21 protein-coding genes are annotated in these 24,091 nt (G+C 68.8%); 6 read left to right on the forward strand and 15 right to left on the reverse strand.

Translation table 11 applies throughout. The features are described 5' to 3' along the window. The first annotated feature begins 283 nt into the window (after positions 1-283). Positions 284-1,294, forward strand: a complete 1,011-nt coding sequence (locus KS03_RS15280; protein ID WP_035978992.1) for a hypothetical protein — start codon at positions 284-286, stop codon at positions 1,292-1,294. A gap of 149 nt (positions 1,295-1,443) precedes the next feature. After that, positions 1,444-2,748 carry an NAD(P)/FAD-dependent oxidoreductase gene (locus tag KS03_RS15285; protein WP_015877017.1) on the forward strand — a complete coding sequence of 435 codons (1,305 nt, stop codon included), beginning with the start codon at positions 1,444-1,446 and terminating at the stop codon, positions 2,746-2,748. Positions 2,749-2,793: 45 nt separating this feature from the next. Here KS03_RS15285 and KS03_RS15290 read toward each other — a convergent pair whose 3' ends face one another. The 10 genes from KS03_RS15290 to KS03_RS15330 form a co-directional block, all read right to left on the reverse strand. After that, entirely contained in the window at positions 2,794-4,344 is a 1,551-nt protein-coding gene (locus tag KS03_RS15290; protein ID WP_015877018.1) for a DHA2 family efflux MFS transporter permease subunit, read from the reverse strand. Between the two features lie 18 nt (positions 4,345-4,362). Further along, on the reverse strand, positions 4,363-5,571 hold the full coding sequence (locus KS03_RS15295) for an EmrA/EmrK family multidrug efflux transporter periplasmic adaptor subunit (RefSeq protein WP_015877019.1): 1,209 nt from the start codon (positions 5,569-5,571) through the stop codon (positions 4,363-4,365). Between the two features lie 79 nt (positions 5,572-5,650). Further along, entirely contained in the window at positions 5,651-7,171 is a 1,521-nt protein-coding gene (locus KS03_RS15300; protein WP_015877020.1) for an efflux transporter outer membrane subunit, read from the reverse strand. Positions 7,172-7,292: 121 nt separating this feature from the next. Next, positions 7,293-7,760 (reverse strand): MarR family winged helix-turn-helix transcriptional regulator, encoded by a 468-nt coding sequence (locus tag KS03_RS15305; protein ID WP_015877021.1) that lies wholly within the window; start codon positions 7,758-7,760, stop codon positions 7,293-7,295. A gap of 383 nt (positions 7,761-8,143) precedes the next feature. Continuing rightward, on the reverse strand, positions 8,144-9,058 hold the full coding sequence (locus KS03_RS15310) for a LysR family transcriptional regulator (RefSeq protein WP_015877022.1): 915 nt from the start codon (positions 9,056-9,058) through the stop codon (positions 8,144-8,146). Between the two features lie 231 nt (positions 9,059-9,289). Continuing rightward, on the reverse strand, positions 9,290-9,562 hold the full coding sequence (locus KS03_RS32835) for a hypothetical protein (RefSeq protein WP_017432275.1): 273 nt from the start codon (positions 9,560-9,562) through the stop codon (positions 9,290-9,292). After that, on the reverse strand, positions 9,559-9,864 hold the full coding sequence (locus tag KS03_RS32840; RefSeq protein WP_017432274.1) for a hypothetical protein: 306 nt from the start codon (positions 9,862-9,864) through the stop codon (positions 9,559-9,561). Before KS03_RS32840 ends, KS03_RS32835 begins: the two co-directional genes overlap by 4 nt. A 135-nt stretch (positions 9,865-9,999) precedes the next feature. After that, a complete protein-coding gene (locus tag KS03_RS15320; protein ID WP_230674520.1) occupies positions 10,000-10,641 on the reverse strand; it encodes an HNH endonuclease family protein in 642 nt (213 codons plus the stop codon). 307 nt (positions 10,642-10,948) lie between these two features. Further along, complete coding sequence (locus KS03_RS15325; RefSeq protein ID WP_015877024.1) at positions 10,949-11,509, reverse strand: single-stranded DNA-binding protein; 561 nt, start codon at positions 11,507-11,509, stop codon at positions 10,949-10,951. A gap of 70 nt (positions 11,510-11,579) precedes the next feature. Then, positions 11,580-12,776 (reverse strand): MFS transporter, encoded by a 1,197-nt coding sequence (locus tag KS03_RS15330; RefSeq protein WP_015877025.1) that lies wholly within the window; start codon positions 12,774-12,776, stop codon positions 11,580-11,582. A gap of 228 nt (positions 12,777-13,004) precedes the next feature. On the opposite strand from KS03_RS15330, the gene uvrA reads away from it, so the two are divergent. After that, positions 13,005-15,875, forward strand: coding sequence for an excinuclease ABC subunit UvrA (gene uvrA, locus KS03_RS15335; protein ID WP_015877026.1), 2,871 nt, complete (start codon positions 13,005-13,007; stop codon positions 15,873-15,875). Between the two features lie 230 nt (positions 15,876-16,105). After that, the gene (locus KS03_RS15340; RefSeq protein WP_015877027.1) at positions 16,106-17,191 is read left to right on the forward strand and encodes an AI-2E family transporter; all 1,086 of its coding nucleotides are present in this window, start codon (positions 16,106-16,108) and stop codon (positions 17,189-17,191) included. 49 nt (positions 17,192-17,240) lie between these two features. Here the strand turns inward: KS03_RS15340 and purU are convergent, their stop codons facing one another. The 5 genes from purU to KS03_RS15365 all read right to left on the reverse strand — a co-directional run bounded on the left by purU (position 17,241) and on the right by KS03_RS15365 (position 22,414). Continuing rightward, a complete protein-coding gene (gene purU / locus KS03_RS15345; RefSeq protein WP_015877028.1) occupies positions 17,241-18,122 on the reverse strand; it encodes a formyltetrahydrofolate deformylase in 882 nt (293 codons plus the stop codon). 40 nt (positions 18,123-18,162) lie between these two features. Next, positions 18,163-19,014, reverse strand: a complete 852-nt coding sequence (locus KS03_RS15350; protein ID WP_015877029.1) for an NUDIX hydrolase — start codon at positions 19,012-19,014, stop codon at positions 18,163-18,165. Positions 19,015-19,021: 7 nt separating this feature from the next. Next, on the reverse strand, positions 19,022-19,636 hold the full coding sequence (locus KS03_RS15355; protein WP_015877030.1) for a LysE family translocator: 615 nt from the start codon (positions 19,634-19,636) through the stop codon (positions 19,022-19,024). A 77-nt stretch (positions 19,637-19,713) separates the two neighbouring features. Then, on the reverse strand, positions 19,714-20,280 hold the full coding sequence (locus tag KS03_RS15360) for an adenine phosphoribosyltransferase (RefSeq protein ID WP_015877031.1): 567 nt from the start codon (positions 20,278-20,280) through the stop codon (positions 19,714-19,716). Between the two features lie 127 nt (positions 20,281-20,407). Next, entirely contained in the window at positions 20,408-22,414 is a 2,007-nt protein-coding gene (locus KS03_RS15365) for a monovalent cation:proton antiporter family protein (RefSeq protein ID WP_015877032.1), read from the reverse strand. Between the two features lie 153 nt (positions 22,415-22,567). Between KS03_RS15365 and kdsD the strand changes: the two genes are divergently transcribed. Then, on the forward strand, positions 22,568-23,551 hold the full coding sequence (gene kdsD / locus KS03_RS15370) for an arabinose 5-phosphate isomerase KdsD (RefSeq protein WP_015877033.1): 984 nt from the start codon (positions 22,568-22,570) through the stop codon (positions 23,549-23,551). Continuing rightward, positions 23,551-24,090, forward strand: coding sequence for a KdsC family phosphatase (locus KS03_RS15375; RefSeq protein ID WP_015877034.1), 540 nt, complete (start codon positions 23,551-23,553; stop codon positions 24,088-24,090). The genes kdsD and KS03_RS15375 overlap by 1 nt, the downstream gene beginning before the upstream one ends. The last annotated feature ends 1 nt before the right edge of the window (position 24,091 follow it).

Genomic DNA, 24,091 nt, shown 5'->3' on the forward strand with positions numbered 1-24,091 from the left:
TGCGCCGCTCCCGGCGGGGGGACGGACGGCATGGTCCCGCACCGCGATTCGCACCGTCCTCGTTCCATCGGGACGCCGCGCGGAGCCGAGACACGCTGCCGCGCGACGCCGCGAGCTCGGCGTACCGCACGGGTAGGCAGCGCCGCGCCGGCACGGCGCTGCGCGCGTTATCACCGTCACGCACCGCCGTTACGGAACCGAACCGGCCTGCGCCAGATTCCTTACATTCGCGCGACAATGGCCGCCGACCGACAGCCAAGGGATCACGCCAGTGCCGGTTCGCATGCCACGCCCGCGTTTCCTGGTATCGCGCCTGCCGCGCGCGGCGGTGCTCGCCGCCCTGCTTGGCGCGGCCTCGCCGTGGACCGTGCCGGCCGCCGACGCGCAGGCGTTCACGCTGTTCGCCGGCCCGCTGTCCGGCGCCGGCACGCACTCGGCCGGCTGGGCCTTCGACTATCGGGAAGGGCTCGGCAAGTACGCCGCCGCCGGCTTCACCTGGTACAACGAAGGCCATCTGCCGAGCCACCACCGCGACGGCCAGTCGGTGCAGCTCTGGGGACGCCTGCCGCTCGGCCGGCGCCGCTTCGTGCTGTCGGCCGGCGTCGGCCCCTATCGCTATTTCGACACCGAGGCGGCCGGCCAGGGGCGCGGCTACTCGAACACGCACGGCTGGGGCGTGCTGATGAGCGTGCGCGCGGCCTACTACGGCTCGCGCCGCTGGCTGCTGCAAGTGCAGGCGAACCGCGTCCACACCTTCAGCGGCCCCGACACCACCTCAATGATGTTCGGCATCGGCTACCAGCTCGCCGCACCGGACAGGCCCGGCCCGTGCGACTATGCGACCGGCCGCCTCGATCGCGTGACGAACCAGGAAGTGACCGGGATGATCGGCGAGACGATCCTGAACAGCCGCTCCTCGCCAAGCTCGCTCGGCGCCAGCGTCGAGTACCGGCGCGGCATCGCGAAGCACCTGGACTGGACCGCCACCTATCTGTACGAGGGCTCGAAGCGCCAGACCCGCCGCAACGGCGTGGCCACCGAGCTGTGGCTCACGCGCGCGTTCCTCGACGACAGGATCGCGCTGGCGGCCGGCGCCGGCCTATACGTGGCAGTCGACCAGCGCCACATGCGCGGCAGCAACACCGGCGACGGACGGCTGTCCTGCATCGTCTCGATCTCGGCCAGCTACCGGCTCGGCCGCAGCTGGCTCACACGCCTCACCTGGAAGCGCGTGGTCACCCGCTACGATCGCGACACCGACGTGATCCAGGCCGGTCTCGGCTACCGCTTCTGACGGTACGGGCCGGCCCGCCGCAACGCGGCGCCAGGCCCGAGCGGCGCCGGCCCTTCGCGATCCGTGCGACTTGCGTGGAATCCGGCGCAGCACCGGGGCCGGGCGGCGCGATTGCGCGGCGCCGCGCTCCCATGAGAGCATCCCCGCTCATGACACCGACTTTCCTCCAGCATGCGGACGCGCTCGCGCGTCACTCCTACTACGAAGCCACCGCCGCGCGCCCGACAGCCGACGATCCCGTGCTCGACGGCCCGCTCGAGGCCGACGTCTGCGTGATCGGCGCCGGCTTCTCGGGGCTCTCGGTCGCGCTCGACTGCCGCGCGGCGGGGCTCTCGGTGGTCGTGCTCGAGGCCTGGCGCCCCGGCTGGGGCGCCTCGGGCCGCAACGGCGGCCAGGTGATCGGCGGCTTCGCGAAGGACGCCGAGATCGCACGCCAGCTCGGCGAGGACGGCGCGCGCGCCGCCTGGAAGCTGTCGCTCGACGGCGTCGAGCTCGTTGCCGAACGCATCGCGCGCCACGGCATCGACTGCGACTTCACGCGCGGCTACCTGACGCTCGCCACCAAGCCGCGCCGGGTTCCCGAACTGCGTGCCTGGATGGACAGCGCGACGCGACACTGGGGCCATCCTTCGCTGAGCTGGCTCGACACCGATGCGATTCGCGCGCGCGTGGCCTCGCGCCTCTATCTGGCGGGCGTCCACGATCCGCTCTCGGGCCATCTGCATCCGCTGCGCTACTGCCTCGGGCTCGCCGCCGCGGCGCGTCGCGAGGGCGCGCTGCTGTTCGCGCATTCCGCGGTGACGGAGGTCGTGCGCGGCACGCGTCCGCTGGTGCGCACGCGTGCGGGCCAGGTGCGCTGCCGCTTCGTGGTGTCGTGCGCGAACGCCGGCCCCGGCGGCTTCCTGCCCGCGCCGATCGAGGCGCGCATCGCCCCGGTGCCTTCCTACCTCATCGCCACCGAGCCGCTCGGCCAAGCGCGCGCCGACGCGCTGATCGCGCGGCGCGAGGCGGCTTGCGACAACAACGTGTTCCTCGACTATTTCCGACTGTCGGCCGACCACCGGATGCTGTTCGGCGGCCGCGCGAGCTCGGCGGGCGCGGCGCCGGCCGAACTCTCGGAGGCGATCCGCCGGCGCATGATCGAGGTGTTCCCGCAGCTTGCCGACGCGCACATCGACTACGCCTGGGGCGGATTCGTCGACATCACGCGCAATCGCGCCCCCGACTTCGGCGCGCTCGATCCGAACTACTTCTACCTGCAGGGCTACAGCGGCCACGGCGTGGCGCTGGCCGGCATCGCCGGGCGCGCGGTGGCGCGCGCGATCGCGGGTGAACGCGCGATGCTCGAGCCGTTCACGCGACTGCGGCACCGGCGCTTTCCGGGCGGCCCCGCCTGGCGGCAGGCAGCGCTCGAACTCGGAATGCGCTACCACCAGTTGCTCAAGCGCTTCTGAGCGCCGCCCGCCGCGCGGGCATGCCGCCGTCGGCGCGCCGGACCGTCAGTGCGCCCCGCCCGCGTCGACCGGCGCGGCCGAGCGGTGCGGCTTGGTAATCCAGATCAGCGGGATGATCGCGATGAAGATCAGGGCCGAGATGTAGAACACGTCGTTCAGGCCCATCACGGCGGCCTGCCCGTCCACCGACAGGTTGAACAGCGCGTGCGCCGTGTCGCGGCCGACGTGCAGCATCGACTGCGTCGCGTCGATCGACCGGCTGAAATCGGGATTGGTCGCATAGGCCTGCTCGGTCAGCCGCTCGTGATGCAGCACCGTGCGGTTGTTCCAGGCGTTGCCGATCACCGAGGTGCCGACCGCGCCGCAGAAGGTCCGTCCGAAATTCGACAGCCCCGCGGCGGCCGGGATTTTCTCGGGCGGCAGCCCCGACAGGATGATCGCGGTCAGCGGCACGAAGAACATCGCCATCGGGATGCCCTGCAGCAGGGTCGGCAGCACCAGGTCCCAGTTCGACACGTCGGTGTAGAAGCGCGTGCGCATGAAGAATACGATCGCGAAACCGACGAACGCGACCGTGGCGACATAGCGCGAATCGGTGCGCGGCAGCAGGCGCCCCATCAGCGGCGTGAGCAGCACCGCGAACACGCCGAGCGGCGCGGTGGTCAGACCGGAATCGATCGCGCGATAGCCGAGATACTCCTGCATCCACTGCGGCAGCAGCACCAGCGTGCCGAAGAACATCCCATAGGCCACCGACAGCGCGATCGTGCCGCCCGCGAAGTTGCGCACCTTGAAGAGCCGGATGTCCACCACCGGGTTCTTCTCGGTCAGCTCCCACACCACGAAGAACGCGAAGCCGATCGCCGCGACCACCGCGAGCCCGACGATGAACGACGAGTTGAACCAGTCGAGATCCTTGCCCTTGTCGAGCATCACCTGCAGCGACGCGACCCAGACGATCAGCAGCAGCAGCCCGACCGTGTCGATCGGCAGGCGCCGCGTGGCCGACTCGCGCGAGCGGAAGATGGTCCAGGTGACGAACGCGGCGAAGATGCCCACCGGCACGTTGATGTAGAAGATCCACGACCAGTTGTAGTCGTAGGTGATCCAGCCGCCCAGCGACGGCCCGGCGATCGGTCCGACCAGCGCCGTCATCGACCACAGCGCGAGCGCCGTCGACGATTTATGCTTCGGCCAGGCGCCGAGCAGCAGCGCCTGCGAGAGCGGCGCGAGCGGCCCGGCCACCACGCCCTGCAGGATCCGTGCGCCGAGCAGCGTCGGCAGGTTCGGCGCCATCCCGCACAGCCAGGAGGCGATCACGAACAGCAGGATCGAGCCGACGAACAGGCGCACCTGCCCGAAGCGCTGCGTGAGCCAGCCGGTCAGCGGGATCGACACCGCGTTCGCGGCGGCGAAGATGGTGATTACCCAGGTGCCTTCGTCGACCGACACGCCGAGTTCGCCTGAAATGGTCGGAATCGCGACGTTCGCGATCGACGAGTCGAGCACGTTCATGAACATCGCGAGCGACACCGCCAGGGTGCCGAGCGCGAGCTGGGCGCCCGAGAGCGGGCGCAGGGGCATCGAAGCAGCCATGGAGCGGTTCCGCTTGCCTCAGGCCCGCGGCGCGCGAGGCGCCGGCTGGGCGGCCCGGACCGGGCCGCCGGCGTTCTCGGCGATGATCCGCGCGATCTCGGCGTTGGCCGCATCGCCGTACTTCGCGAACACCTCGGTCTGATAGACGGTGTTGCTGACGCTGCCGAGCTGGCTGCCGCTCTCGTCCTTGATGCTGACGTCGGCCTGCATCGACAGGCCGATGCGCAGCGGGTGACGTTCGAGCTCGCGCGGATCGAGCGCGATGCGCACCGGCAGGCGCTGCACCACCTTGATCCAGTTGCCGGTGGCGTTCTGCGCCGGCAGCAGCGAGAACGCCGAGCCGGTGCCGGCCGAGAAGCCCGCCACCTTGCCGTGATACGTGACCGACGAGCCGTAGATGTCGGCCGTCAGCTCGACCGGCTGGCCGATGCGCATGTGGTCGAGCTGCACTTCCTTGAAGTTCGCGTCCACCCAGATCTGGCCGAGCGGCACCACCGACATCAGCGGCGTGCCAGGCGACACGCGCTGGCCCACCTGCACCGTGCGCTTGGCCACGTAGCCGGTGACGGGCGCGGGCAGCGTGTTGCGCGCGTTGGCCAGGTAGGCGTCGCGCACCGTCGCGACCGCGGCCAGCACGTCGGGATGGTGGCTGACGGTGGTGTTCGCGGTCAGCGCCAGGTTCGCGGCAAGCTGCTGCCTGGCCGCGTCGAGCGTGGCCTGCGCGGCCTTCACCGCGTCGCGCGCATGCGAGATCTCCTCCTGGGAGACCGCGCCCGTCTGCGCCACGGCCAGGCGCCGGCGCAGGTCGTCCTGCGCCTTCGACAGATCCGATTCGCGCTGGGCCACCTGCGCCCGGTACTGGTCGTCGGCGGCGTAGAGGCCGCGCACGCGGCGCACCGTCTGGGCCAGCTTCGCCTCGGCCGATTGCAGCGCGATCCGCGCGTCGGCGGGGTCGAGCTGCACGAGCGGCTCGCCTTCGCGGATCGACTGCGTGTCGTCGGCATTGACCGCGATCACCGTGCCCGTCACCTGCGGCGTGATCTGGACCACGTTGCCGTTGACGTAGGCGTCGTCGGTGTCCTCGTGGAACCGCGCGACCAGGAAGTAATAGATGCCGTAGGCGATCGCGGCGAGCACGATGATCACGACGAGCAAGGTCATCAGCCACTTGCGTTTGCCGTCGTTGCGCGCGGCGGGTGCCGCGGCTTGCTGCTGGGGGTCGCTCATCGCGAGGTTCTCCGTCTTCGTCCGCCGCGTTCGGAGCGCGGCGCACTGGGTCTGTCGATTCGAGAAGGTGGCGGGCGGCTCAGCCCGGGGTGGCGTTCGATGCCGGTGCCGCCGGCGGCGCGGCGGCGTCCGAAGCGGCGGGCGCCGCGAGCGGCGAGCCCGCCGCATCGAAGCCGCCGCCGAGCGCCTTGATCAGGCCGATCTGCAGATCGCGGCGGCGCATCACGAGATTGGTCACGGCCTGCTCCGAATCGAGCCGCAGGATGTCGGCGCTCAGCACCTGAAGCTGCGGCGAGAGGCCGGCCTTGTAGCGGACCACGGCAAGCTCGTAGGCGCGCGTCGAGGCGTCGAGCGCGCGCTGCGCGTCGCCCATCTGCCGGTCGATCGCACGGATCGCGGCCACCTGCGTGGCCACGTCGTTGAGCGCGCCGATCAGCGTCTGGTTGTAGTTCGCCACGCTCAGGTCGAAGTCGGCGTAGCGCCCCTTCAGTTGCGCGCGCAACGCCCCGGCATCGAAGATCGGCAGGTTCACGGCCGGACCGAACTGCGCCTGGCGGCTCGCGAACTTCAGGAAGTTGCCCCAGCCGAACGCATCGAAGCCAAAGCCGGCCGCGAGGTTCACGTCGGGGAAGAACTCGGCCTTGGCCTCCTTCACGTCGTGCATCGCGCCCTCGACCTGCCAGCGCGCGGCGACCAGATCGGGCCGGCGCGACACCAGATTCGCCGGGATATTGTCGGGCAGCGCGATCGCGCCGCCCGGGTGCAGCACCGGCACGGCGATCGTCAGGCCGCGATCGGGGCCCTTGCCGAGCAGCGCCGCGAGCTGGTAGCGCACCGTGGTGATCTGGCCGTCGAGGTCGGACAGCGCCGATTCGCTGGTGGCCACGTTGCCGCGCGCGGTCTGCCGCTCGACATTGGTGTCGAGCCCGGCGCCGACGCGGCCTTCGGTGATCTTGCCGACCGTCTCGCGGTTGCGGATCTCGCGCTGCGCGATCTCACGCAGCGCGTAGAGCTGGGCGAGCTGGTTGTAGGTACGTGCCACCGAGGTCGCGAGCGTCACGCGCGCCTGCTCGAACTCGGCCTGCGCGGCCTTGCGCTGCGACACCGCCGAACGCAGCTTCTCGCGGTTCTTGCCCCAGAGATCGAGCTCCCACGAGGCGCTCGCCAACGCGTTGTTCTCGCTGTACCAGTTGCCGCCGTAGGGCGGCGGAACGAGCCCGTTGCCCGAATACAGCTCGCGAGTCCACGAGTAGCTGCCCTCGACCTTCGGCAGCAGCGGCGCGCGCGACGCTTCGATGTACGAGGACGCCTTCGCGAGCCGCGCCTGCGCCTGCGCGATGGTCGGGTTGCCGTCGAGCGCTTCGCCGATCAGCTTCGGCAGTTGGGGATCGCCGAACTGGTCGGCCCAGTCGAGCGTGGGCCACCGGCCGCCCTCGGCCGGCAGGCTTTCGGTGCTTGCCAGTTGCGCGGCCGGCGTGATGCGCCGGTCGCTGTGGATGCCCGCGTAGTTCGCGCAGCCGGCCAGCGCCAGCGCGGCGACGGCCGCCGCCGCGCCGGCGCGGATCGCGCGCAGCGGCATCGGGATCAGCGGCGGCCTCATCGCGCGGCTCCGCGGCGTTCATCGTGCCTGACGGTATTCATACGAAAACGATTCCCTGCATTAATGGACTAGGCAACTATCAAAAGGCAATCCGATTGCCCGGCTCCGGTATCGCCAGCGTTCAGACGCCGTTGTCCAGAATCCGCAACAACATTCGCTTCAACGCCTGCCGCTCGTCGGCGGCAAGGCCGTCGAGCGCTTCGTCGATCACCGAGTGGAGCAGCCTCGGCATTGCCTCGGCGATCGCGGCGCCCGCCTCGGTCGTCACGAGCCGCACGACGCGCCGGTCCTCGCTGGCGCGAACCCGTCGCAGCAGGCCGTGCTTTTCGATCCGGTCGAGCACGCGCGTGATCGCGCCCGCGTCGATGTTCCAGTAGCGCGCCAGATCGGCCGCCGTCGTGCAGCAGCCGCTGGCGAGCAGGAACAGCACCTTGCCCTGCATGCCCGTCACGCCGAACTCGTCCTGCGTGAGCTGCGTGATGCGATGCATCAGCCGCGCGTGGGTCAGCGTCAGCAGGTGCCCGAGGCTCACCCCCGACTCGTCGGTCGGCACCGACAGCGCCAGCGGCGGCAAATTCAGCGGTTTCATGCCCTTCCTCCCGGTTCCTGCCACGTCGGTGCCCGGCTCACGCCGAGGCGCCGTCCGGCAGCGGATCGCGCGGCACGCAGCAGCGGCTCGAGCGCGCGTGGAATGCGGAACTGCGACGGCGCGAGGCGCGCCTGCAACCGGCAGCGCTCGCAGAAGCGCGACACCCGCCGAGCGGCCTGGCGAATCACGAAACGGACGTCGGTATCGGGGGGCTCGCTGTGCATGCGCACAGACTAGAGATCGGGGGCCGGGTCGGCAATGCCGGTAGCCGCATTAAATTATCACTGTCGCGGCAAGAATCGACGGGGCAATTATCCGCCGGCGCGGATGCCGGCCGCGCGCCGATTCATCCGGCAACTGACCGGCGGACGGGCGGCGGCGGCTCAGTGCGTGCCCGGCGGTGGGGCGCTCTCGAAGAATGCGATCGTGTGATCGATGAAGCTGCGCACCTTAGCCGGCATCAGCGTGCGCGAGCTGTAGGCAAGGCGGATCTCGGCGCCCATGTCGACGAGCGGAAAGCCGGGCAGCACCGACACCAGCCGGCCCGCCGCGAGATGCTCGCGCATGCCCGAGCTCGGCAGCATGCCGATTCCGAAGCCGCGCAGCACCATGTCGAGGTTGAACTGCGCGTTGTTCGATTCGATCTCGTAGCGGAACGGCACCACCAGCAGTTCGTCGTCCACGCGGAAACGCATCTCGGGCTTGCGGATCGAGGTCGAGAACGCCACCACCAGATGGTCGGCGAGCTGGGCAGGATGGGTCGGCGCCGGATGGCGCGCGAGGTAGTCGGGCGAGGCGGCGAGTTCGAACGGGATCAGCTCCACCAGCCGGGTGACGACCGTGTCCGAAGTCAGCATGAACGGCAGCAGCAGGCCCACGTCGTAGCCCTCGGCCACCAGATCGACGGGGCGCTCGGCCAGCGTCACGTCGATGTTCACCTTCGGGTACTTTTCCTTGTAGCTCGCGATCAGCGCCATCAGGCGGTGCATGGTGGCAGTCGCGTGCGAGATCACGCGCAGCACGCCGGTGGGCTCGCGCGCCTGCGTGGAGGCCCCTGCCTCGAGCGCGTCGAGATCGGCGATCACGCGCACGCAACCCTCGTAGAACTGCTCGGCCGCCTCGGTCAGCGAGATCTGGCGCGTGGTGCGATGGAACAGCCGCACGCCGAGCCGCTTCTCGAGCGAGGCGATCGCGCGCGACACGACTGGCGTGGACAGGCCCAGCATGTCCGCGGCGCGCGTGAAGCCGCGTGCCTCGACGACCGAACAGAAGATACGCAGGCTATCGATGTATTCCATGACGACGATTCCGGGTAGCGTGCGCGACTCGACACGAACCGCGCGAGGGGGCCGCGCGGCAAGGACGCCGTCGCCGGTCGCGCCCGGCGAGTCGCCGCACGCGTCATCGCTTGCGGCGACAACGAGCCGTCCGGGGCGGACGGTGCGCCATTTTATCGTGTCCGGGTCAGAGGCGCCGGGCCCCGGGTTTCGGCCCCGCCGCCGGACACGGCCGGCGCGTCACCATCACGGCTACCAGCGGCCGATGTCGTTGAAGGCCGCGTTCAAACGATGTGTCGCGAAGTCGTTGGTGTTCTGCCGCAACGCCTGCAGGTAGGTCTGCTGGATCTGAACCACGCTGCCGGTGAAATAGCTGCTGGGCAGCAGGGGGGCGGCCGTGCCCCACAGCGTCACGAGCGCGTCGGACAGCGGCTGCTGACTGGCCAGCGGTGTCGCCATCACGGCCGCGCCGTAGTTCACTTGAATGGGCGCGCCGACCGAATTCAACGCCTGCGGCGTGTTCATCTTCTGGTAATAGGCAGGCACGTCTCCGCAACGAAAGTCGGCCGCGGTCTGGGCGTCCAGCCAGATGGCGAATCTGGGCTGAGCGTGTCGTAGGACAGGTTGATCGTGTCCACGGGGACCACGTTGCCCAGCACCACTGCGGTCCGGCAAAAGTTATCGCCCCAGCTGCCGAGTTCCTCGCGGCCGATGTGCTGCATCTTGAGGTCGATCTCCCCCGGGAAGCTCACGGCGTTTTGCAGCGCCTCGGTCTCGTTCAGCAAGCGCAGCTGCACGAGCAGAAAATCGGTGCAAATCGGTGCCATACGGCAGAATGCGCGTGACCATGTTCCCCGCACAGGCAAGCCACGTGTTGTAGGCCTCGGCATTCCGCCGTATCAGGTTCACCGCAGCGGTGAACCTGTATCTGAGGTTGGTGTTGTCGGTGATGGTGGGCCGGGTCAGCTTGTTGTCAGCGTCGTATAACGCGCGGCGGAAATGGACACGCCGTTCAAATCGTGTTGATCGGGAATCTTGGTCGGATCTTTCCAGATTTCCGCCGACGTCTGCGGCATCCCCCAGCCCTCTATCTGCGCGTAAAGAGACGCGACCAGGTCAAACGGATAGGCATGGCCGTTGATCGGGTTGAAGCGCAGCATGGTGCGCGGCTCGTAGGCCAGGCTGTAGTAGCCCGGCCGGAACAAGGCCGGAGACCACGAGGTTTCGTAGGCCGCCTTGGGCCGGAAGTGTTCGACGTCGCCATAGGCGGTCTGGTTGATCAGCGTTTCGCAATAGGCGCAACGGCCGCTGTGCGATTTGATCAGCGCCGCCTTGATCGCGTCGCTCGCGTAGAGATTCGAGTCGAACGCGTCGGACGTGAAGCCGACCATGAACTGATCGCGCTCCACGAAACCGCCGTCTTGCGGAACCCGGACCTGCTCGGTGAAAAAGGCCACGTTGTCGAGCAGCACGTACTCGTTGTCGGGCGTCAGTCCGGCCTGCGTCAAGACGGCAATCAGCGCTTTCATCTCGGCCACCAGGCCGTCGGCCTTGTCGATGTCGGCCTTGCTTCCGGCCGGTTCGAGATAGGGAATTTGCATCATGAGCAAGGCTCTCCCGGATCATCCCGCGACGTCGCATGGATCTTTCCCCGCATCTTATGAACGGCCGGCCGATCGGGCTCGAACGAATCGATGCAGATCACGCGTTCGCGCGAATCGCACGGGAGTCGGGCGAAGCGGTGATATCCGGCGGCGCTGACGCAATCAAGGGCCAAGCAAAGCCGACGGAAGATGAAGGCCGGCCACCGGGCGCGGCGCGGCATGGCAAAAGAAAAAGGGCTGGAACCTTTCACGCAATCGATCGATTGCGCGAAGGTTTCAGCCCTGACTTGCGATTTGCTGCTGAGTCTCAGAACGGAATATCGTCATCCATCTCGTCGAGTCCGCCACCGGCCGGCTGGCTCGGACGGCTCGAACCGCCGCCGCCGCTACCGCCGCGCGAGGCACCGCCGCCACCGCCGGAAGCACGGCCACCGCCGCCGCCGCGCTCCATGTCGCCGCCGCGACCGCCGCCACCACCGTAGCCGCCGCCGCCGTAACCGTCGTCACCACCACCGCCGCCGCCGCCCGACCCACCACGGCCGCCCAGCATCTGCATCTGGTCGGCGACGATTTCGGTCGAGTAACGGTCCTGGCCGTCCTGGCCCTGCCACTTGCGCGTGCGCAGGCGCCCTTCGATATACACCGACGAGCCCTTCTTCAGGTACTCGTTGACGATCTCGGCCAGCCGGCCGAAAAACGCCACGCGGTGCCACTCGGTCATTTCCTTGAAATCGCCGCTCGCCTTGTCCTTGTAGCGATCGGTCGTCGCCAGGCGGATGTTCGCCACCGCGTCGCCGCTCGGCAGGTAGCGCACTTCGGGGTCGGCGCCCAGATTACCGACGAGAATGACCTTGTTGACGGATGCCATGTATTTCTCCAAAAGATTCGTTGCCGGCCGTGGCGCGTGCCCCGCGGCGGCCCGCCCGACGGCTGCGGCGCTAAGCCTGTCGGGCCTTGCGCGGCGGCCGTTTCATGCTGGCGGCGATTATAAGCCAGAGCGCCACGAGCGCCGAACAAGCGTAGAACACGTCGTTCGCGCCGCCCGTCTTCAGCAGCCAGCCGCCCACCACGCCGCCCAGCGCGAGGCCGATCGACTGCGTGGTGTTGTAGACGCCGGTGGCCGCGCCCTTGCGCGAGCCCGGCGCGAGCTTCGACACCAGCGACGGCTGCGAGGCCTCGAGAATATTGAAACCAAGAAAGTAGACGAACAGCACGGCCGCGATGATCACGATCGTATGCGGCGCCGAGCCGAGCAGCAACTGGCCGATCAGGATAGCGGCGATGCCGCCGAGCAGCACCGGCTTCATCTGCCCGCGCTTCTCGGCGACGATGATGGCCGGCACCATCGCGACGAACGCGAGCCCCATCACCGGCAGGTATACCTTCCAGTGCGACGCCACCGGCAGCCCGCCGTCCACCAGCAGGCGCGGCACCACGAGGAACAGCGCGGTCTGCGTGGCGTGCAGCACCAGCACGCCGAAGTTGAGCCGCAGCAATTCGAGGTTGCGCAGCACCTCGGCGAACGGCGCCTTCACGTGGGGCGCCTTCGGCGCGTCGGGCACGATCCAGAGCACCACGCCGATCGCGAGGATCGACAGCACGCCGACGATCCAGAACAGCCCGCTCATGCCGACCCAATGGAATACGATCGGCGCCCCCACGATCGCCACCGCGAACGACACGCCGATCGATCCGCCCACCATCGCCATCGCCTTGGTGCGGTTCTGCTCGGAGGTCAGATCGGCGATGAACGCGAGCACGGCCGACGATACCGCCCCCATTCCCTGCACGACGCGCCCGACGATGATCCAGGTGATGTCGTGGGCGAACGCGGCGATGAACGCGCCGAGCGCGAACACCAGCAGCCCGAACGCGATCACGGGCTTGCGGCCGAAGCGGTCGGAGGCCCAGCCGTAGAAGATGTAGAACAGCGACTGGGTAACGCCGTAGGCACCAAGCGCAATGCCGACGAGCAGCACGTTGTCGCCGCCGGGGATCGTTTTCGCGTAGACGGAAAACACCGGCATGATCATGAACAGGCCCAGCATGCGCAGCGCGAAGATCGCCGCGAGCGACGCGGTCGCGCGTAGCTCGGGCGCACTCATGCGGACGGATGAAGCGGACGGATTGGACATCGGGGGAAGATTGTCGATTTGAGCGGGCACCCACCCGATACCGGGCGGCGGGAATCCTGGCCGGCTCGAGTCCCGCCGCTGGCTGGCTTGGCGCGCACCGGCGAGCTGCGCGGCGAGCGCCCCGAGCCCCATCCGCCGCAGGCGGAATCGGCTCCTGGTGGCCCAAAACGACGGTCTCGAAAAGCCGTTATAGTAGCAGGTTTGGTTTCCTCCTCTTTCGCCAGGTTCATGGAACAGATCCGTATCCGTGGGGCGCGCACCCACAACCTGAAGAACGTCAATCTCGACCTTCCGCGCCACAAGCTGGTCGTGATCACGGGCCTGTCGGGATCGGGCAAATCTTCGTTGGCGTTCGATACCCTTTACGCGGAAGGGCAGCGGCGCTATGTCGAAAGCCTGTCCGCCTACGCGCGGCAGTTTCTTCAACTGATGGAAAAGCCCGATGTCGACCTGATCGAGGGGCTTTCCCCGGCGATTTCGATCGAACAGAAGGCGACTTCGCACAACCCGCGTTCGACCGTCGGGACCGTCACGGAAATCCACGACTACCTGCGACTTTTGTACGCACGCGTCGGTACGCCCTATTGCCCTGATCACGAGATCCCGCTGGAGGCACAGAGCGTCTCGCAGATGGTGGACGCGGCGCTGGCGCTGCCGGAGGAAACCAAGCTGATGATCCTCGCGCCCGTGGTCGCGAACCGCAAGGGCGAGCATGCGGAACTGTTCGAGGCGATGCAGGCGCAGGGCTTCGTGCGGTTCCGGGTCCGCTCGGGCGGCGGCACGGCCAACGAGGGCGTGGCGAAGATCCACGAAGCCGAGACGCTGCCGAAGCTGAAGAAGAACGACAAGCATACGATCGACGTGGTGGTGGACCGCCTCAAGGTGCGCCCCGACATGAAGCAGCGGCTCGCCGAATCGTTCGAGACGGCGCTGCGGCTGGCAGGCGGCCGCGCGATCGCGCTCGAGATGGACACCGAGCGCGAGCATCTGTTCAGTTCGAAGTTCGCCTGCCCGATCTGCTCGTATTCGCTGCAGGAGCTGGAGCCGCGCCTGTTCTCGTTCAACAACCCGATGGGCGCCTGCCCCGAATGCGACGGCCTCGGGCAGATCACGTTCTTCGATCCGAAGCGGGTGGTGGCCCACCCGTCGCTGTCGCTCGCGGCGGGCGCCGTGAAGGGCTGGGACAAGCGCAACCAGTTCTACTTCCAGATGCTGCAGAGCCTCGCGGCGTTCTACGAGTTCGACCTCGACCTGGCGTTCGAGGATCTGCCCGAGAAGGTCCGCAAGATCCTGCTGTACGGCTCGGGCAAGCAGGCCATCCCGTTTTCGTACATCAACGAGCGCGGCCGCACCTCGATCCGCGAGCACGTGTTCGAGGGCATCATCCCGAACCTGGAGCGGCGCTACCGCGAGACCGACTCGGCCGCGGTGCGCGAGGAGCTCGCGAAGTACCAGAACAACCAGCCCTGCCCGTCCTGCCACGGCACCCGGCTGCGCCGCGAGGCGCGCTTCGTGCGCGTGGGCAGCGGCGAGCAGGCGCGCGCGATCTATGAAGTCAGCGGCTGGCCGCTGCGCGACACGCTCGCCCACTTCAGCGCGATGACGCTCGACGGCGCCAAGCGCGAAATCGCCGACAAGGTGATCCAGGAGATCGTCGCCCGGCTGACCTTCCTCAACAACGTCGGCCTCGACTATCTCTCGCTCGAGCGCAGCGCGGAAACGCTCTCGGGCGGCGAGGCCCAGCGCATCCGGCTCGCCTCGCAGATCGGCTCGGGCCTGACCGGCGTGATGTACGTCCTCGACGAACCGTCGATCGGCCTGCACCAGCGCGACAACGACCGGCTGATCGGCACGCTCAAGCACCTGCGCGACCTCGGCAACTCGGTGATCGTGGTCGAGCACGACGAGGACATGATTCGAACCGCCGATTACGTGGTGGACATGGGCCCGGGCGCCGGCGAGCACGGCGGCGCGGTGATCGCCGAGGGCACGCCCAAGCAGGTGCAGGCCAACGCGGCGTCGCTGACGGGCCAGTATCTGAACGGCAAGAAAACCATCGACTACCCGGACGAGCGCATTGCGCCGGACCCGGAGCGCATGCTGCGCATCGACGACGCGCACGGCAACAACCTCAAGCACGTCTCGCTCGAACTGCCGGTGGGCCTGCTGACCTGCATTACCGGCGTATCGGGCTCGGGCAAGTCGACGCTGATCAACGACACGCTCTATCACGCCGTGGCGCGCCACCTGTACGGCGCCTCGGCCGAGCCGGCGCCGTACGAGTCGATCGAGGGGCTCGAGCACTTCGACAAGGTGATCAACGTCGACCAGTCGCCGATCGGCCGTACGCCGCGCTCGAACCCGGCCACCTACACGGGCCTCTTCACGCCGATCCGCGAGTTGTTCGCGGGCGTGCCGAGCGCGAAGGAGCGCGGCTACGATCCGGGCCGCTTCTCGTTCAACGTCAAGGGCGGGCGCTGCGAATCGTGCCAGGGCGACGGCGTGCTGAAGGTGGAGATGCACTTCCTGCCCGACGTCTACGTGCCGTGCGACGTCTGCCACGGCAAGCGCTACAACCGCGAGACGCTCGAGGTCCAGTACAAGGGCAGGAACATCAGCGAAGTGCTGGACATGACGGTCGAGCAGGCGCACGAGTTCTTCGCCGCGGTGCCGGTGATCTCGCGCAAGCTCAAGACCCTGCTCGACGTCGGCCTCGGCTATATCCGCCTCGGCCAGTCGGCCACCACGCTCTCGGGCGGCGAGGCGCAGCGCGTCAAGCTCTCGCTCGAACTGTCCAAGCGCGACACCGGCCGCACGCTCTACATCCTCGACGAGCCGACCACCGGCCTGCACTTCCACGACATCGCGCTGCTGCTGGAGGTGATCCACCGGCTGCGCGACCAGGGCAACACGGTGGTCATCATCGAGCACAACCTCGACGTGATCAAAACCGCCGACTGGGTGATCGACCTCGGGCCGGAAGGCGGCGCGGGCGGCGGCCAGATCATCGCGCAGGGTACGCCCGAAACGGTCGCGAAGACCAAGGCGAGCTTCACCGGCAAGTATCTCGCGCCGCTGCTCAAGCGCGCGAAGAAATAAGCACGGCACCGGGCGGCCCGCCGCCCGGCAGCCTGCCGCCCGCCCATCGGCCCTGCCGCCCGGCCATCGCCCCGCTCACGGCAGCGCGCGGCGGCGCCCGCCGCGGCCGCGATTCGGTATCCGCACGGCTTTTCCGCCCCCAATCGTTGCTATACTCGCCCGATGCGGAAGAGGAAGACGCGCGCGCGCCCACGTGCGTGCGAACCAGTCCGACGGAACCAGGAACAGTCATGGAGAAGCCAACCGAGTCGACGCGAGATACCCCGCCTCGCGAGCCTCATCTGCGCAGTGTCAGGCTGACGGGCGATTTCAGCCTGCCCAGGCTGTCGGCGATCGAAATCGGCAGCTATCTCGTCGCGATCCTCGGCCTGTTCCTGATTCTCCATCTGAAACTGCTGTCCGGCCTGCTGGCCGGGCTGCTCGTCTACCAGCTCGTCCATACCATCTCGCCGGCGATCGAGCGCCACATGTCGAGCGGCCGCGCGCGCTGGCTGTCGGTGGTGCTGCTGTCGGTGGTGATCGTGGGCGGCCTGGCGGGCCTCACGGCCGCGATCATCGATCACGTCGAGCACACGGTGCCGAACCTGCAGGGGCTGATGGGCCAGATGATGCAGCTGATCGACCAGGCACGCGGGCGCGTGCCGGGCTGGGTCGCCAACGTGCTGCCGGTGGACGCCACGCAGATGAAGGTGAAGGCCACCGGCCTGATGTCGAAGCACATGGACCAGCTCCAGGCAGGCGGCAAGAGCGCGGCGCGGATCTTCGGCCACGTGCTGTTCGGCATGATCATCGGCGCGATGATCGCGATCGGCGCCGACCGCAGCAAGACGCGCCGCCCGCTGTCCACGGCGCTGCTCGCGCGCGTCGCGATGTTCGCCGAGGCGTTCCGGCGGATCGTGTTCGCGCAGATCAAGATCTCGGCGATCAACGCGGCCTTCACGGCGGTCTACCTGCTTGCCGTGTTGCCGATCGTGCACGTGCAGATGCCGCTCGGCAAGACGCTCGTGCTCGTCACGTTCATCGTCGGGCTGATGCCGGTGATCGGCAACCTGATCTCGAACTCGCTGATCGTGGCGATCTCGCTGTCGGTGGGGGTGGGCACGGCGCTCGCCTCGCTCACGTTCCTGATCCTGATCCACAAGCTCGAGTACTTCCTGAACGCGCGCATCATCGGCGGCCAGATCGAGTCGCGCGCCTGGGAGCTGCTGCTCGCGATGCTCGTCATGGAGGCCGCGTTCGGCGTGCCGGGCGTGATCGCCGCGCCGATCTTCTATGCCTACCTGAAGCGCGAGCTGGCAACGCTGCGCCTCATCTGAGCAGAGGCGCGGGCGCGGCCGCGCGGCCGGCCCTCGCCCGCTGCCGGCTTCAGCGGAACACCACCGTCTTCGTGCCGTTCTGCAGGATGCGGTGCTCGACGTGCCATTTCACGGCGCGCGCGAGCGTCACGCATTCGACGTCGCGGCCGATCGCGGTCAGCTGCTCCGGCGTCATGCTATGGTCGACGCGCTCGACTTCCTGCTCGATGATCGGGCCTTCGTCGAGGTCGGTCGTCACGTAGTGCGCGGTCGCGCCGATCAGCTTCACGCCGCGGTCGAACGCCTGGTAATACGGCTTCGCGCCCTTGAAGCTCGGCAGGAACGAATGGTGGATATTGATCGCGCGGCCGGCCAGGCGCCGGCACATGTCCTGCGACAGGATCTGCATGTAGCGCGCGAGCACCACCAGGTCGGCCGAATGCTCGTCGATCACCTCCAGCACGCGCGCCTCCTGCGCGGCCTTCGCCTGCGCCGAGGCACCCGCGACCAGCGGGAAATGGTGGAACGGCACGTCGTAGCTGGCGGCGAGCTGGTAGAAATCCTTGTGGTTCGAGACGATCGCCGCGATCTCGATCGGCAGCTGACCGGTGCGGTAGCGGAACAGCAGGTCGTTCAGGCAGTGGCCGATCTTCGAGACGAGGATCACCACGCGCGGCTTGATCGACGCGTCGTGCAGCTCCCAGCGCATCGCGAAGCGTTCGGCGAGCGGCGCGAACGCGTCGCGCAGCGTGTCGAGCGCGGTGCCGGCATCGGCCGCGCTGGCCTGGTCGAAATGCACGCGCATGAAGAACTCGCCGGTGCGGCTGTCGCCGAACTGCGCGGAATCGACGATGTTGGTATCGCGCTCGAACAGGAAACCCGACACGGCATGCACGATGCCGTGCTTGTCGGGACATGACAGTTTCAGGATAAAGCTATGGTCGGTCGACATGACCGCACCTCCATTCCAATCGATTGAATTCGTGGCGCCGTCAGGCCGCCGGCGGCGGCGAGAACAGCGCGTCGATGCCGGCCGCCGCCTGCGGCGCGAGCACGCGGTGGCGCAACAGGCTGTCGAGCGTGGCCAGGCTCGCGTCCATCGTCATCGCGCCGGCCGCGAGCCAGCGCACGACCTCGTCGGCCCGCGCGAGCCGGTGCTCGGCCACTTCGCCATCCTGGTTGCGCGGCACGAAATCGCGCGGCAGCGGCAGGTCGTAGACGAAGATCTGCTCGGCCTGGGTGCCTTCCGGCAGCGAGCACAGCACGTGGACGGTGCGCCCCGCGATCGCGCGCGCGGCCAGCTCGGCCGGCATGCCGGCTTCCTCCCAGCACTCCTTGGCGAGCGTCGCCTCCACGCCGAGGCCCCAGCCGATCCCACCCGCCACCACGTTGTCGAGCATGCCCGGATCGGTCGCCTTGGTGTCGCTGCGCCGGCCCACCCACATCCGCAGCGGCTCGGCCGGCGCGTATTCTACGATGCCGTTCAGGTGAACCGCGTAGGTCAGGGTGCCGAAGAAGCGCGAAGCGGCGCGTTCGAGGTAGGCGGCGGGCGGCGCGTCGAACGCGTTGCGGACCGCGTAGATCTCGTTGCGCCAGCCCGGGATCAGCCCGTCGGCGGCGAGCGCGCCCGTCACGCTCGCGAGCGCCATGCTGCGGGTGTCGGGCGTCTCGAGCGAGGCAGCCAGCGCGACCTGCGCGGCGCCGATCTCGAATACGTCGGGCCAGCGCGCGAGCGCGCCGAGATCGCGGCGCCGGATCCAGCCGAACCGCTCGCCCGCGATCACGAACGGCAGGTGCGCGGCGGCGTCGAAGCGGCGCGCGGCCGCGATGCACGGAAAGCTCATCGCAACCTCAATCCTTGAACGCGATGCGCAGGCCGAGCCCGATGAAGGTCGCCCCGGCCAGCCGGTCGAGCCAGACGCCCGCGCGCGGCCGGCGCTTGAGCCAGGCGCCGAGCACGCCCGCGCCGAGGCCGAAGGCCGAGAACACCACGGCCGACTGCAGCATGAACAGCACGCCCAATTCGAGCATCTGCAGCGACACCGGCTGCGCGCCGTGCGTATCGACGAATTGCGGCAGGAACACCACGAAGAACAGCGTGACCTTGGGATTCAGCAGGTTGCCGATCACGCTTTGGCGGAAGATCGTCGCGAGCGGCTGCGGGCCGCGCGTGGCCGCGGCGGCGAGCCCCTGGCTGCGCAGCGCCTTGATGCCGATCCAGATCAGGTAGCCGGCGCCCGCCAGCTTCAGGACATGGAACGCCAGCGGTGACGAGCGCAGCAGCGCGGCCACGCCGAACGCGGCCAGCGTGGTATGGAACATCACGCCGGCCGAGAAGCCGAGCGCGGCCACCAGGCCCGCGGCGCGGCCCTGCGAGATGCCGCGCGCGAGCACCTGGAGGTTGTCGGGGCCGGGCGCGACCGTGATCGCGATCGAGGCGGCGAGGAACAGCAGGAAGCTCGGCATGGCTAAACGGCTCGCTGGCAGAGGATGAGGGGAACAGGCACGCGCCGGGGTCGGCCCGGCACCACCGGCCAAGCGGCTCAGTGGCCCGCGAATTCGGTGACGGCGTAGAGCGGCAGGCCCGCGCCGCGCAGCAGCGCCGAGCCGCCGAGGTCGGGCAGGTCGATGATCGCCGCGCCTTCCACGACGCTCGCGCCGAGGTGCTCCAGCAGGTTCTTGCCGGCCATCATGGTGCCGCCGGTGGCGATCAGGTCGTCGACGATGATCACGCGGTCGCCGGGCTTGCAGGCGTCCTCATGGATCTCCACCGTCGCGCTGCCGTATTCGAGCTCATAGGATTCCGACCGTGTCTTGTACGGCAGCTTGCCGACCTTGCGGATCGGGATGAAGCCGACGCTCAGCTCATAGGCGACGATCGGCGCGATGATGAAGCCGCGCGCGTCGAGCCCGGCCACGTAGTCGAGCTTGGCGTCGACGTAGCGCTCGACCAGCAGATCGACCAGCACGCGCAGCGCCTTCGCGTTCTGCAGGATCGGCGTGATGTCGCGGAACTGCACGCCCGGCTGCGGCCAGTCCGGCACCGTGCGCACATGGCGACGGACGAACTCGGCGGGATCGGGCGACACGCCCGACGGCTGATGGCTCATGAACTTCTCCAAAAAAACGGCGCGCGTCGGCCGTGGCGACCGACGGAAATTGATGGGGTCCGAACAATATCCGGCTGCGGGGGCCGCGCCGCTCGACATGATACGGTGCCCGTCCGCCGCGCCCGGCTCAGGCCGGGGCCGGCCCGCCGTCGCGGCGGTGGCGCGACAGCCGCTCCTCGGCCAGCGAGAGCGCCTCGGGCAGCCCGCGCAGCACGACGATGTCGGCCGCGCGCAGCTTCGTCTCGGGGTCCGGCTCGACGCCGCGGATACCGTGGCGCCGGATCGCCGTCACCTCGAGCCCGAGCGCGTAGAGCCCGACGTCCTCGAGGGAGCGGCCGACCGCATCCGAGCGCGCGTCGACGGGCACCGATTGTAGCCGCACCTGCTCGTGATCGTCGTCGTCCGCGTCATCGGCGCCGTGGAAATAGCCGCGCAGCAGGCTGTAGCGCGCGTCGCGCATCTCCTCCACGCGCCGCACCACGCGCCGCATCGGCACGCCCATCACCACCAGCGTGTGCGAGGCCAGCATCAGGCTGCCCTCGACGATCTCGGGGATCACCTCGGTCGCGCCGGCCGCGAGCAGGTGGTCGAGGTCGGCGTCGTCCACGGTGCGCACGATCACCGGCAGCGTCGGCTCGAGTTCATGGACGTTGTGCAGCACGCGCAACGCCGAGGGCGTGTTCGCATAGGTGATCGCCACTGCCGTGGCGCGGTGGATGCCGGCCGCGAGCAGCGATTCGCGCCGCGCCGCGTCGCCGAACACCACCGACTCGCCGGCCGCGGCCGCCGCGCTGACGCGGTCCGGGTCGAGATCGAGCGCCACGTAGGAGAGCCCCTCCTGTTCGAGCATGCGCGCCAGGTTCTGGCCCGCCCGGCCGTAGCCGCAGATGATCACGTGGCCCTGCTGCTTGAGGCTCTGGGTCGCGATGCGCGTCATCTGCAGCGACTGCTGCATCCATTCCGTCGAGGACAGCCGCATCACGATCCGGTCGGCGTTCTGAATCAGGAACGGCGCGGCCAGCATCGACAGCAGCATCGAGGCGAGAATCGCCTGCAACAGCGTCGGGTCCACCAGATGGCGGTCGAGGATCAGGTTCAGCATCACGAAGCCGAATTCGCCGGCCTGCGCGAGCCCCAGGCCGGTGCGCATCGACACCCCGGGCGTGGCACCGAACAGCCGCGCCAGGCCGGTGATGGTGGCCGCCTTCAGCAGCACCTGGCCCACGAAGAAGCCGATCACGAGGAACGGGTGCTCCCAGATCACGCTCGGGTCCAGCAGCATCCCGGTGGTCACGAAGAACAGGCCGAGCAGCACGTCGCGGAACGGCTTGATGTCCTCCTCCACCTGGTGCCGGTAAGGCGTCTCGGAGATCAGCATGCCGGCGATGAACGCGCCGAGCGCGAGCGACAACCCGAACCGGTCGGTAATGAATGCCGCGCCGAGCGTGACGAGCAGCAGGTTCAGCACGAACAGCTCCTGCGAGCGGCGCCGCGCCACCACGTTGAACCAGCGTGTCATGAACTTCTGGCCGACGAACAGCAGCAGCGACAGCGCGATCACGATCTTCACGGCCGCGAGGCCGAGCGTGACGGCCAGATCCTTCGACGATTCGCCGCCGAACGCCGAGATCACGATCAAGAGCGGCACCACGGCCAGATCCTGGAACAGCAGCACGCCGAAGATGTTGCGGCCATGCTCGGTCTCGATCTCGAGCCGCTCGGCCAGCATCTTCGAGACGATCGCCGTGGACGACATGGCCAGGGCGCCGCCCAGCGCGACGCTGCCCTGCCAGGTGATGTGGACCCAATGCTCGAACGCGAGGCCGAGCAGCACCGCCACCGCGAGCGTGACCACCACCTGCGCGAGTCCGAGCCCGAACACCAGCCGCCGCATCGCCCGCAGCTTGGCCAGCGAGAATTCGAGGCCGATCGAGAACATCAGGAACACCACGCCGAACTCGGCGAGGTGCTCGGCGCGCTCGAGATCGCCGGCGAAGCCGAGCGCGTGCGGGCCGACCAGGATGCCCACGGTCAGATAGCCGAGCATCGGCGGCAGGTTCAGCGAGCGGAACACGACGACGCCCGCCACGGAAGCCAGCAGCAGCAGGAGCGTCATTTCGAGCGGGGATATCACGTGCTAAGGGTCCTCGTTCGTCAGGGCGTCGCGACTGGCGGACGCGGGTGGGGCCGCGCGCAGCGGCGGCTCGGTGGGCGAGGACAGGACTCCGTCGGGAGCGCAGTCCCGGCGCCCGGCGCGGCGAACAAACGCCTTTGCTATACTCCGCGCATGATAGCGAAAATCAATGATGATCGGGCGCTCGCGCTCGCTCGCGACGTGCTCGACATCGAGGCGGACGCCGTGCGCGCCCTGCGCGAGCAACTCGACGGCGACTTCGTCGGCGCGGTCGGCCTGCTGCTGAACTGCCGCGGGCGCGTGGTCGTCTCCGGAATCGGTAAATCCGGCCACATCGCGCGCAAGATCGCCGCCACGCTCGCCAGCACCGGCACGCCCGCATTCTTCGTGCATCCGGCCGAGGCCAGCCACGGCGACCTCGGCATGGTAACCGCCGACGATGTCTTTATCGCGATCTCGAACTCGGGCGAATCGGCCGAACTGGTCTCGATCCTGCCGCTCATCAAGCGGCTCGGCGCCAAGCTGATCGCGATGACGGGCCGGCCGCAGTCGAGCCTCGCCCAGTTGTCCGACGTCCATCTCAACGCCGCCGTCGAGAAGGAGGCCTGCTCGCTGAACCTCGCGCCGACCGCCAGCACCACCGCCGCGCTCGCGCTCGGCGACGCGCTGGCCGTGGTGGTGCTCGACGCGCGCGGCTTCGGCCCCGACGATTTCGCGCGCTCCCACCCGGGCGGCGCGCTCGGCCGGCGCCTGCTCACCTACGTGCGCGACGTGATGCGCACCGGCGACGAAATCCCCACCGTCACGCTCGCGGCCACGCTGTCCGACGCCCTGTTCCAGATCACCGCGAAGCGCATGGGCATGACCGCCGTGGTCGACGAGCACAATCGCGTGGCCGGCATCTTCACCGACGGCGACCTGCGCCGCGTGCTCGAGCGCGACGGCGATTTCCGCCGCCTGCCGATCGGCAACGTGATGACGCGCCACCCGCGCACCATCGCCCCCGACCATCTCGCCGTCGAGGCGGTGGAACTGATGGAGCGCTACCGGATCAACCAGATGCTGGTGACCGATCCGGACGGTACGCTGATCGGCGCGCTCAACATGCACGACCTGTTCTCCCAGAAGGTGATCTGATGTCCGCTGCCCCCGCCACGGCCGCCGAACGCGCGAGCCGCGTGAAGCTGATGATTTTCGACGTCGACGGCGTGCTGACCGACGGCGGCCTGCATTTCACGGCCGCCGGCGACACCATGAAGTCGTTCCATTCGCAGGACGGCCACGGCCTGAAGCTGCTGCGCGAAGCCGGCATCGACACGGCGATCATCACCGGGCGCCGCTCGGAGATCGTCGCCATGCGCGCCCGGGAGCTGCGCATCAGTCATCTCTACCAGGGCGTCGAGCACAAGCTCGAGGCATTCGCCGAACTGCTGCGGGCCACCGGCGTGCCGCCCGAGCAATGCGGCTACATGGGCGACGACTGGCCCGACCTGGGCGTGATGACGCGCTGCGGTTTCGTGGCCGCCCCCGCCAACGCGCATCCGGACGTGATCGCGCGCGCCCACTGGGTGGCCGAGGCGCGCGGCGGCCAGGGCGCCGCGCGCGAGGTGGTCGACACGATCCTGCGCGCGCAGGGCCGCTACGAGGCGCTGCTGGCCGCCGCGCTCGGAGCCTGAC

It is taken from the genome of Burkholderia glumae LMG 2196 = ATCC 33617 (genome assembly GCF_000960995.1).
Lineage (GTDB): Bacteria > Pseudomonadota > Gammaproteobacteria > Burkholderiales > Burkholderiaceae > Burkholderia > Burkholderia glumae.

Coding starts and splice junctions, on each gene's coding strand:
- KS03_RS15280 (WP_035978992.1), top strand. CDS start 284: ATGCCACGCCCGCGTTTCCTGGTATCGCGCCTGCCGCGCGCGGCGGTG.
- KS03_RS15285 (WP_015877017.1), top strand. CDS start 1,444: ATGACACCGACTTTCCTCCAGCATGCGGACGCGCTCGCGCGTCACTCC.
- KS03_RS15290 (WP_015877018.1), bottom strand. CDS start 4,344: ATGGCTGCTTCGATGCCCCTGCGCCCGCTCTCGGGCGCCCAGCTCGCG.
- KS03_RS15295 (WP_015877019.1), bottom strand. CDS start 5,571: ATGAGCGACCCCCAGCAGCAAGCCGCGGCACCCGCCGCGCGCAACGAC.
- KS03_RS15300 (WP_015877020.1), bottom strand. CDS start 7,171: ATGAGGCCGCCGCTGATCCCGATGCCGCTGCGCGCGATCCGCGCCGGC.
- KS03_RS15305 (WP_015877021.1), bottom strand. CDS start 7,760: ATGAAACCGCTGAATTTGCCGCCGCTGGCGCTGTCGGTGCCGACCGAC.
- KS03_RS15310 (WP_015877022.1), bottom strand. CDS start 9,058: ATGGAATACATCGATAGCCTGCGTATCTTCTGTTCGGTCGTCGAGGCA.
- KS03_RS32835 (WP_017432275.1), bottom strand. CDS start 9,562: ATGAACACGCCGCAGGCGTTGAATTCGGTCGGCGCGCCCATTCAAGTG.
- KS03_RS32840 (WP_017432274.1), bottom strand. CDS start 9,864: ATGGCACCGATTTGCACCGATTTTCTGCTCGTGCAGCTGCGCTTGCTG.
- KS03_RS15320 (WP_230674520.1), bottom strand. CDS start 10,641: ATGATGCAAATTCCCTATCTCGAACCGGCCGGAAGCAAGGCCGACATC.
- KS03_RS15325 (WP_015877024.1), bottom strand. CDS start 11,509: ATGGCATCCGTCAACAAGGTCATTCTCGTCGGTAATCTGGGCGCCGAC.
- KS03_RS15330 (WP_015877025.1), bottom strand. CDS start 12,776: ATGTCCAATCCGTCCGCTTCATCCGTCCGCATGAGTGCGCCCGAGCTA.
- uvrA (WP_015877026.1), top strand. CDS start 13,005: ATGGAACAGATCCGTATCCGTGGGGCGCGCACCCACAACCTGAAGAAC.
- KS03_RS15340 (WP_015877027.1), top strand. CDS start 16,106: ATGGAGAAGCCAACCGAGTCGACGCGAGATACCCCGCCTCGCGAGCCT.
- purU (WP_015877028.1), bottom strand. CDS start 18,122: ATGTCGACCGACCATAGCTTTATCCTGAAACTGTCATGTCCCGACAAG.
- KS03_RS15350 (WP_015877029.1), bottom strand. CDS start 19,014: ATGAGCTTTCCGTGCATCGCGGCCGCGCGCCGCTTCGACGCCGCCGCG.
- KS03_RS15355 (WP_015877030.1), bottom strand. CDS start 19,636: ATGCCGAGCTTCCTGCTGTTCCTCGCCGCCTCGATCGCGATCACGGTC.
- KS03_RS15360 (WP_015877031.1), bottom strand. CDS start 20,280: ATGAGCCATCAGCCGTCGGGCGTGTCGCCCGATCCCGCCGAGTTCGTC.
- kdsD (WP_015877033.1), top strand. CDS start 22,568: ATGATAGCGAAAATCAATGATGATCGGGCGCTCGCGCTCGCTCGCGAC.
- KS03_RS15375 (WP_015877034.1), top strand. CDS start 23,551: ATGTCCGCTGCCCCCGCCACGGCCGCCGAACGCGCGAGCCGCGTGAAG.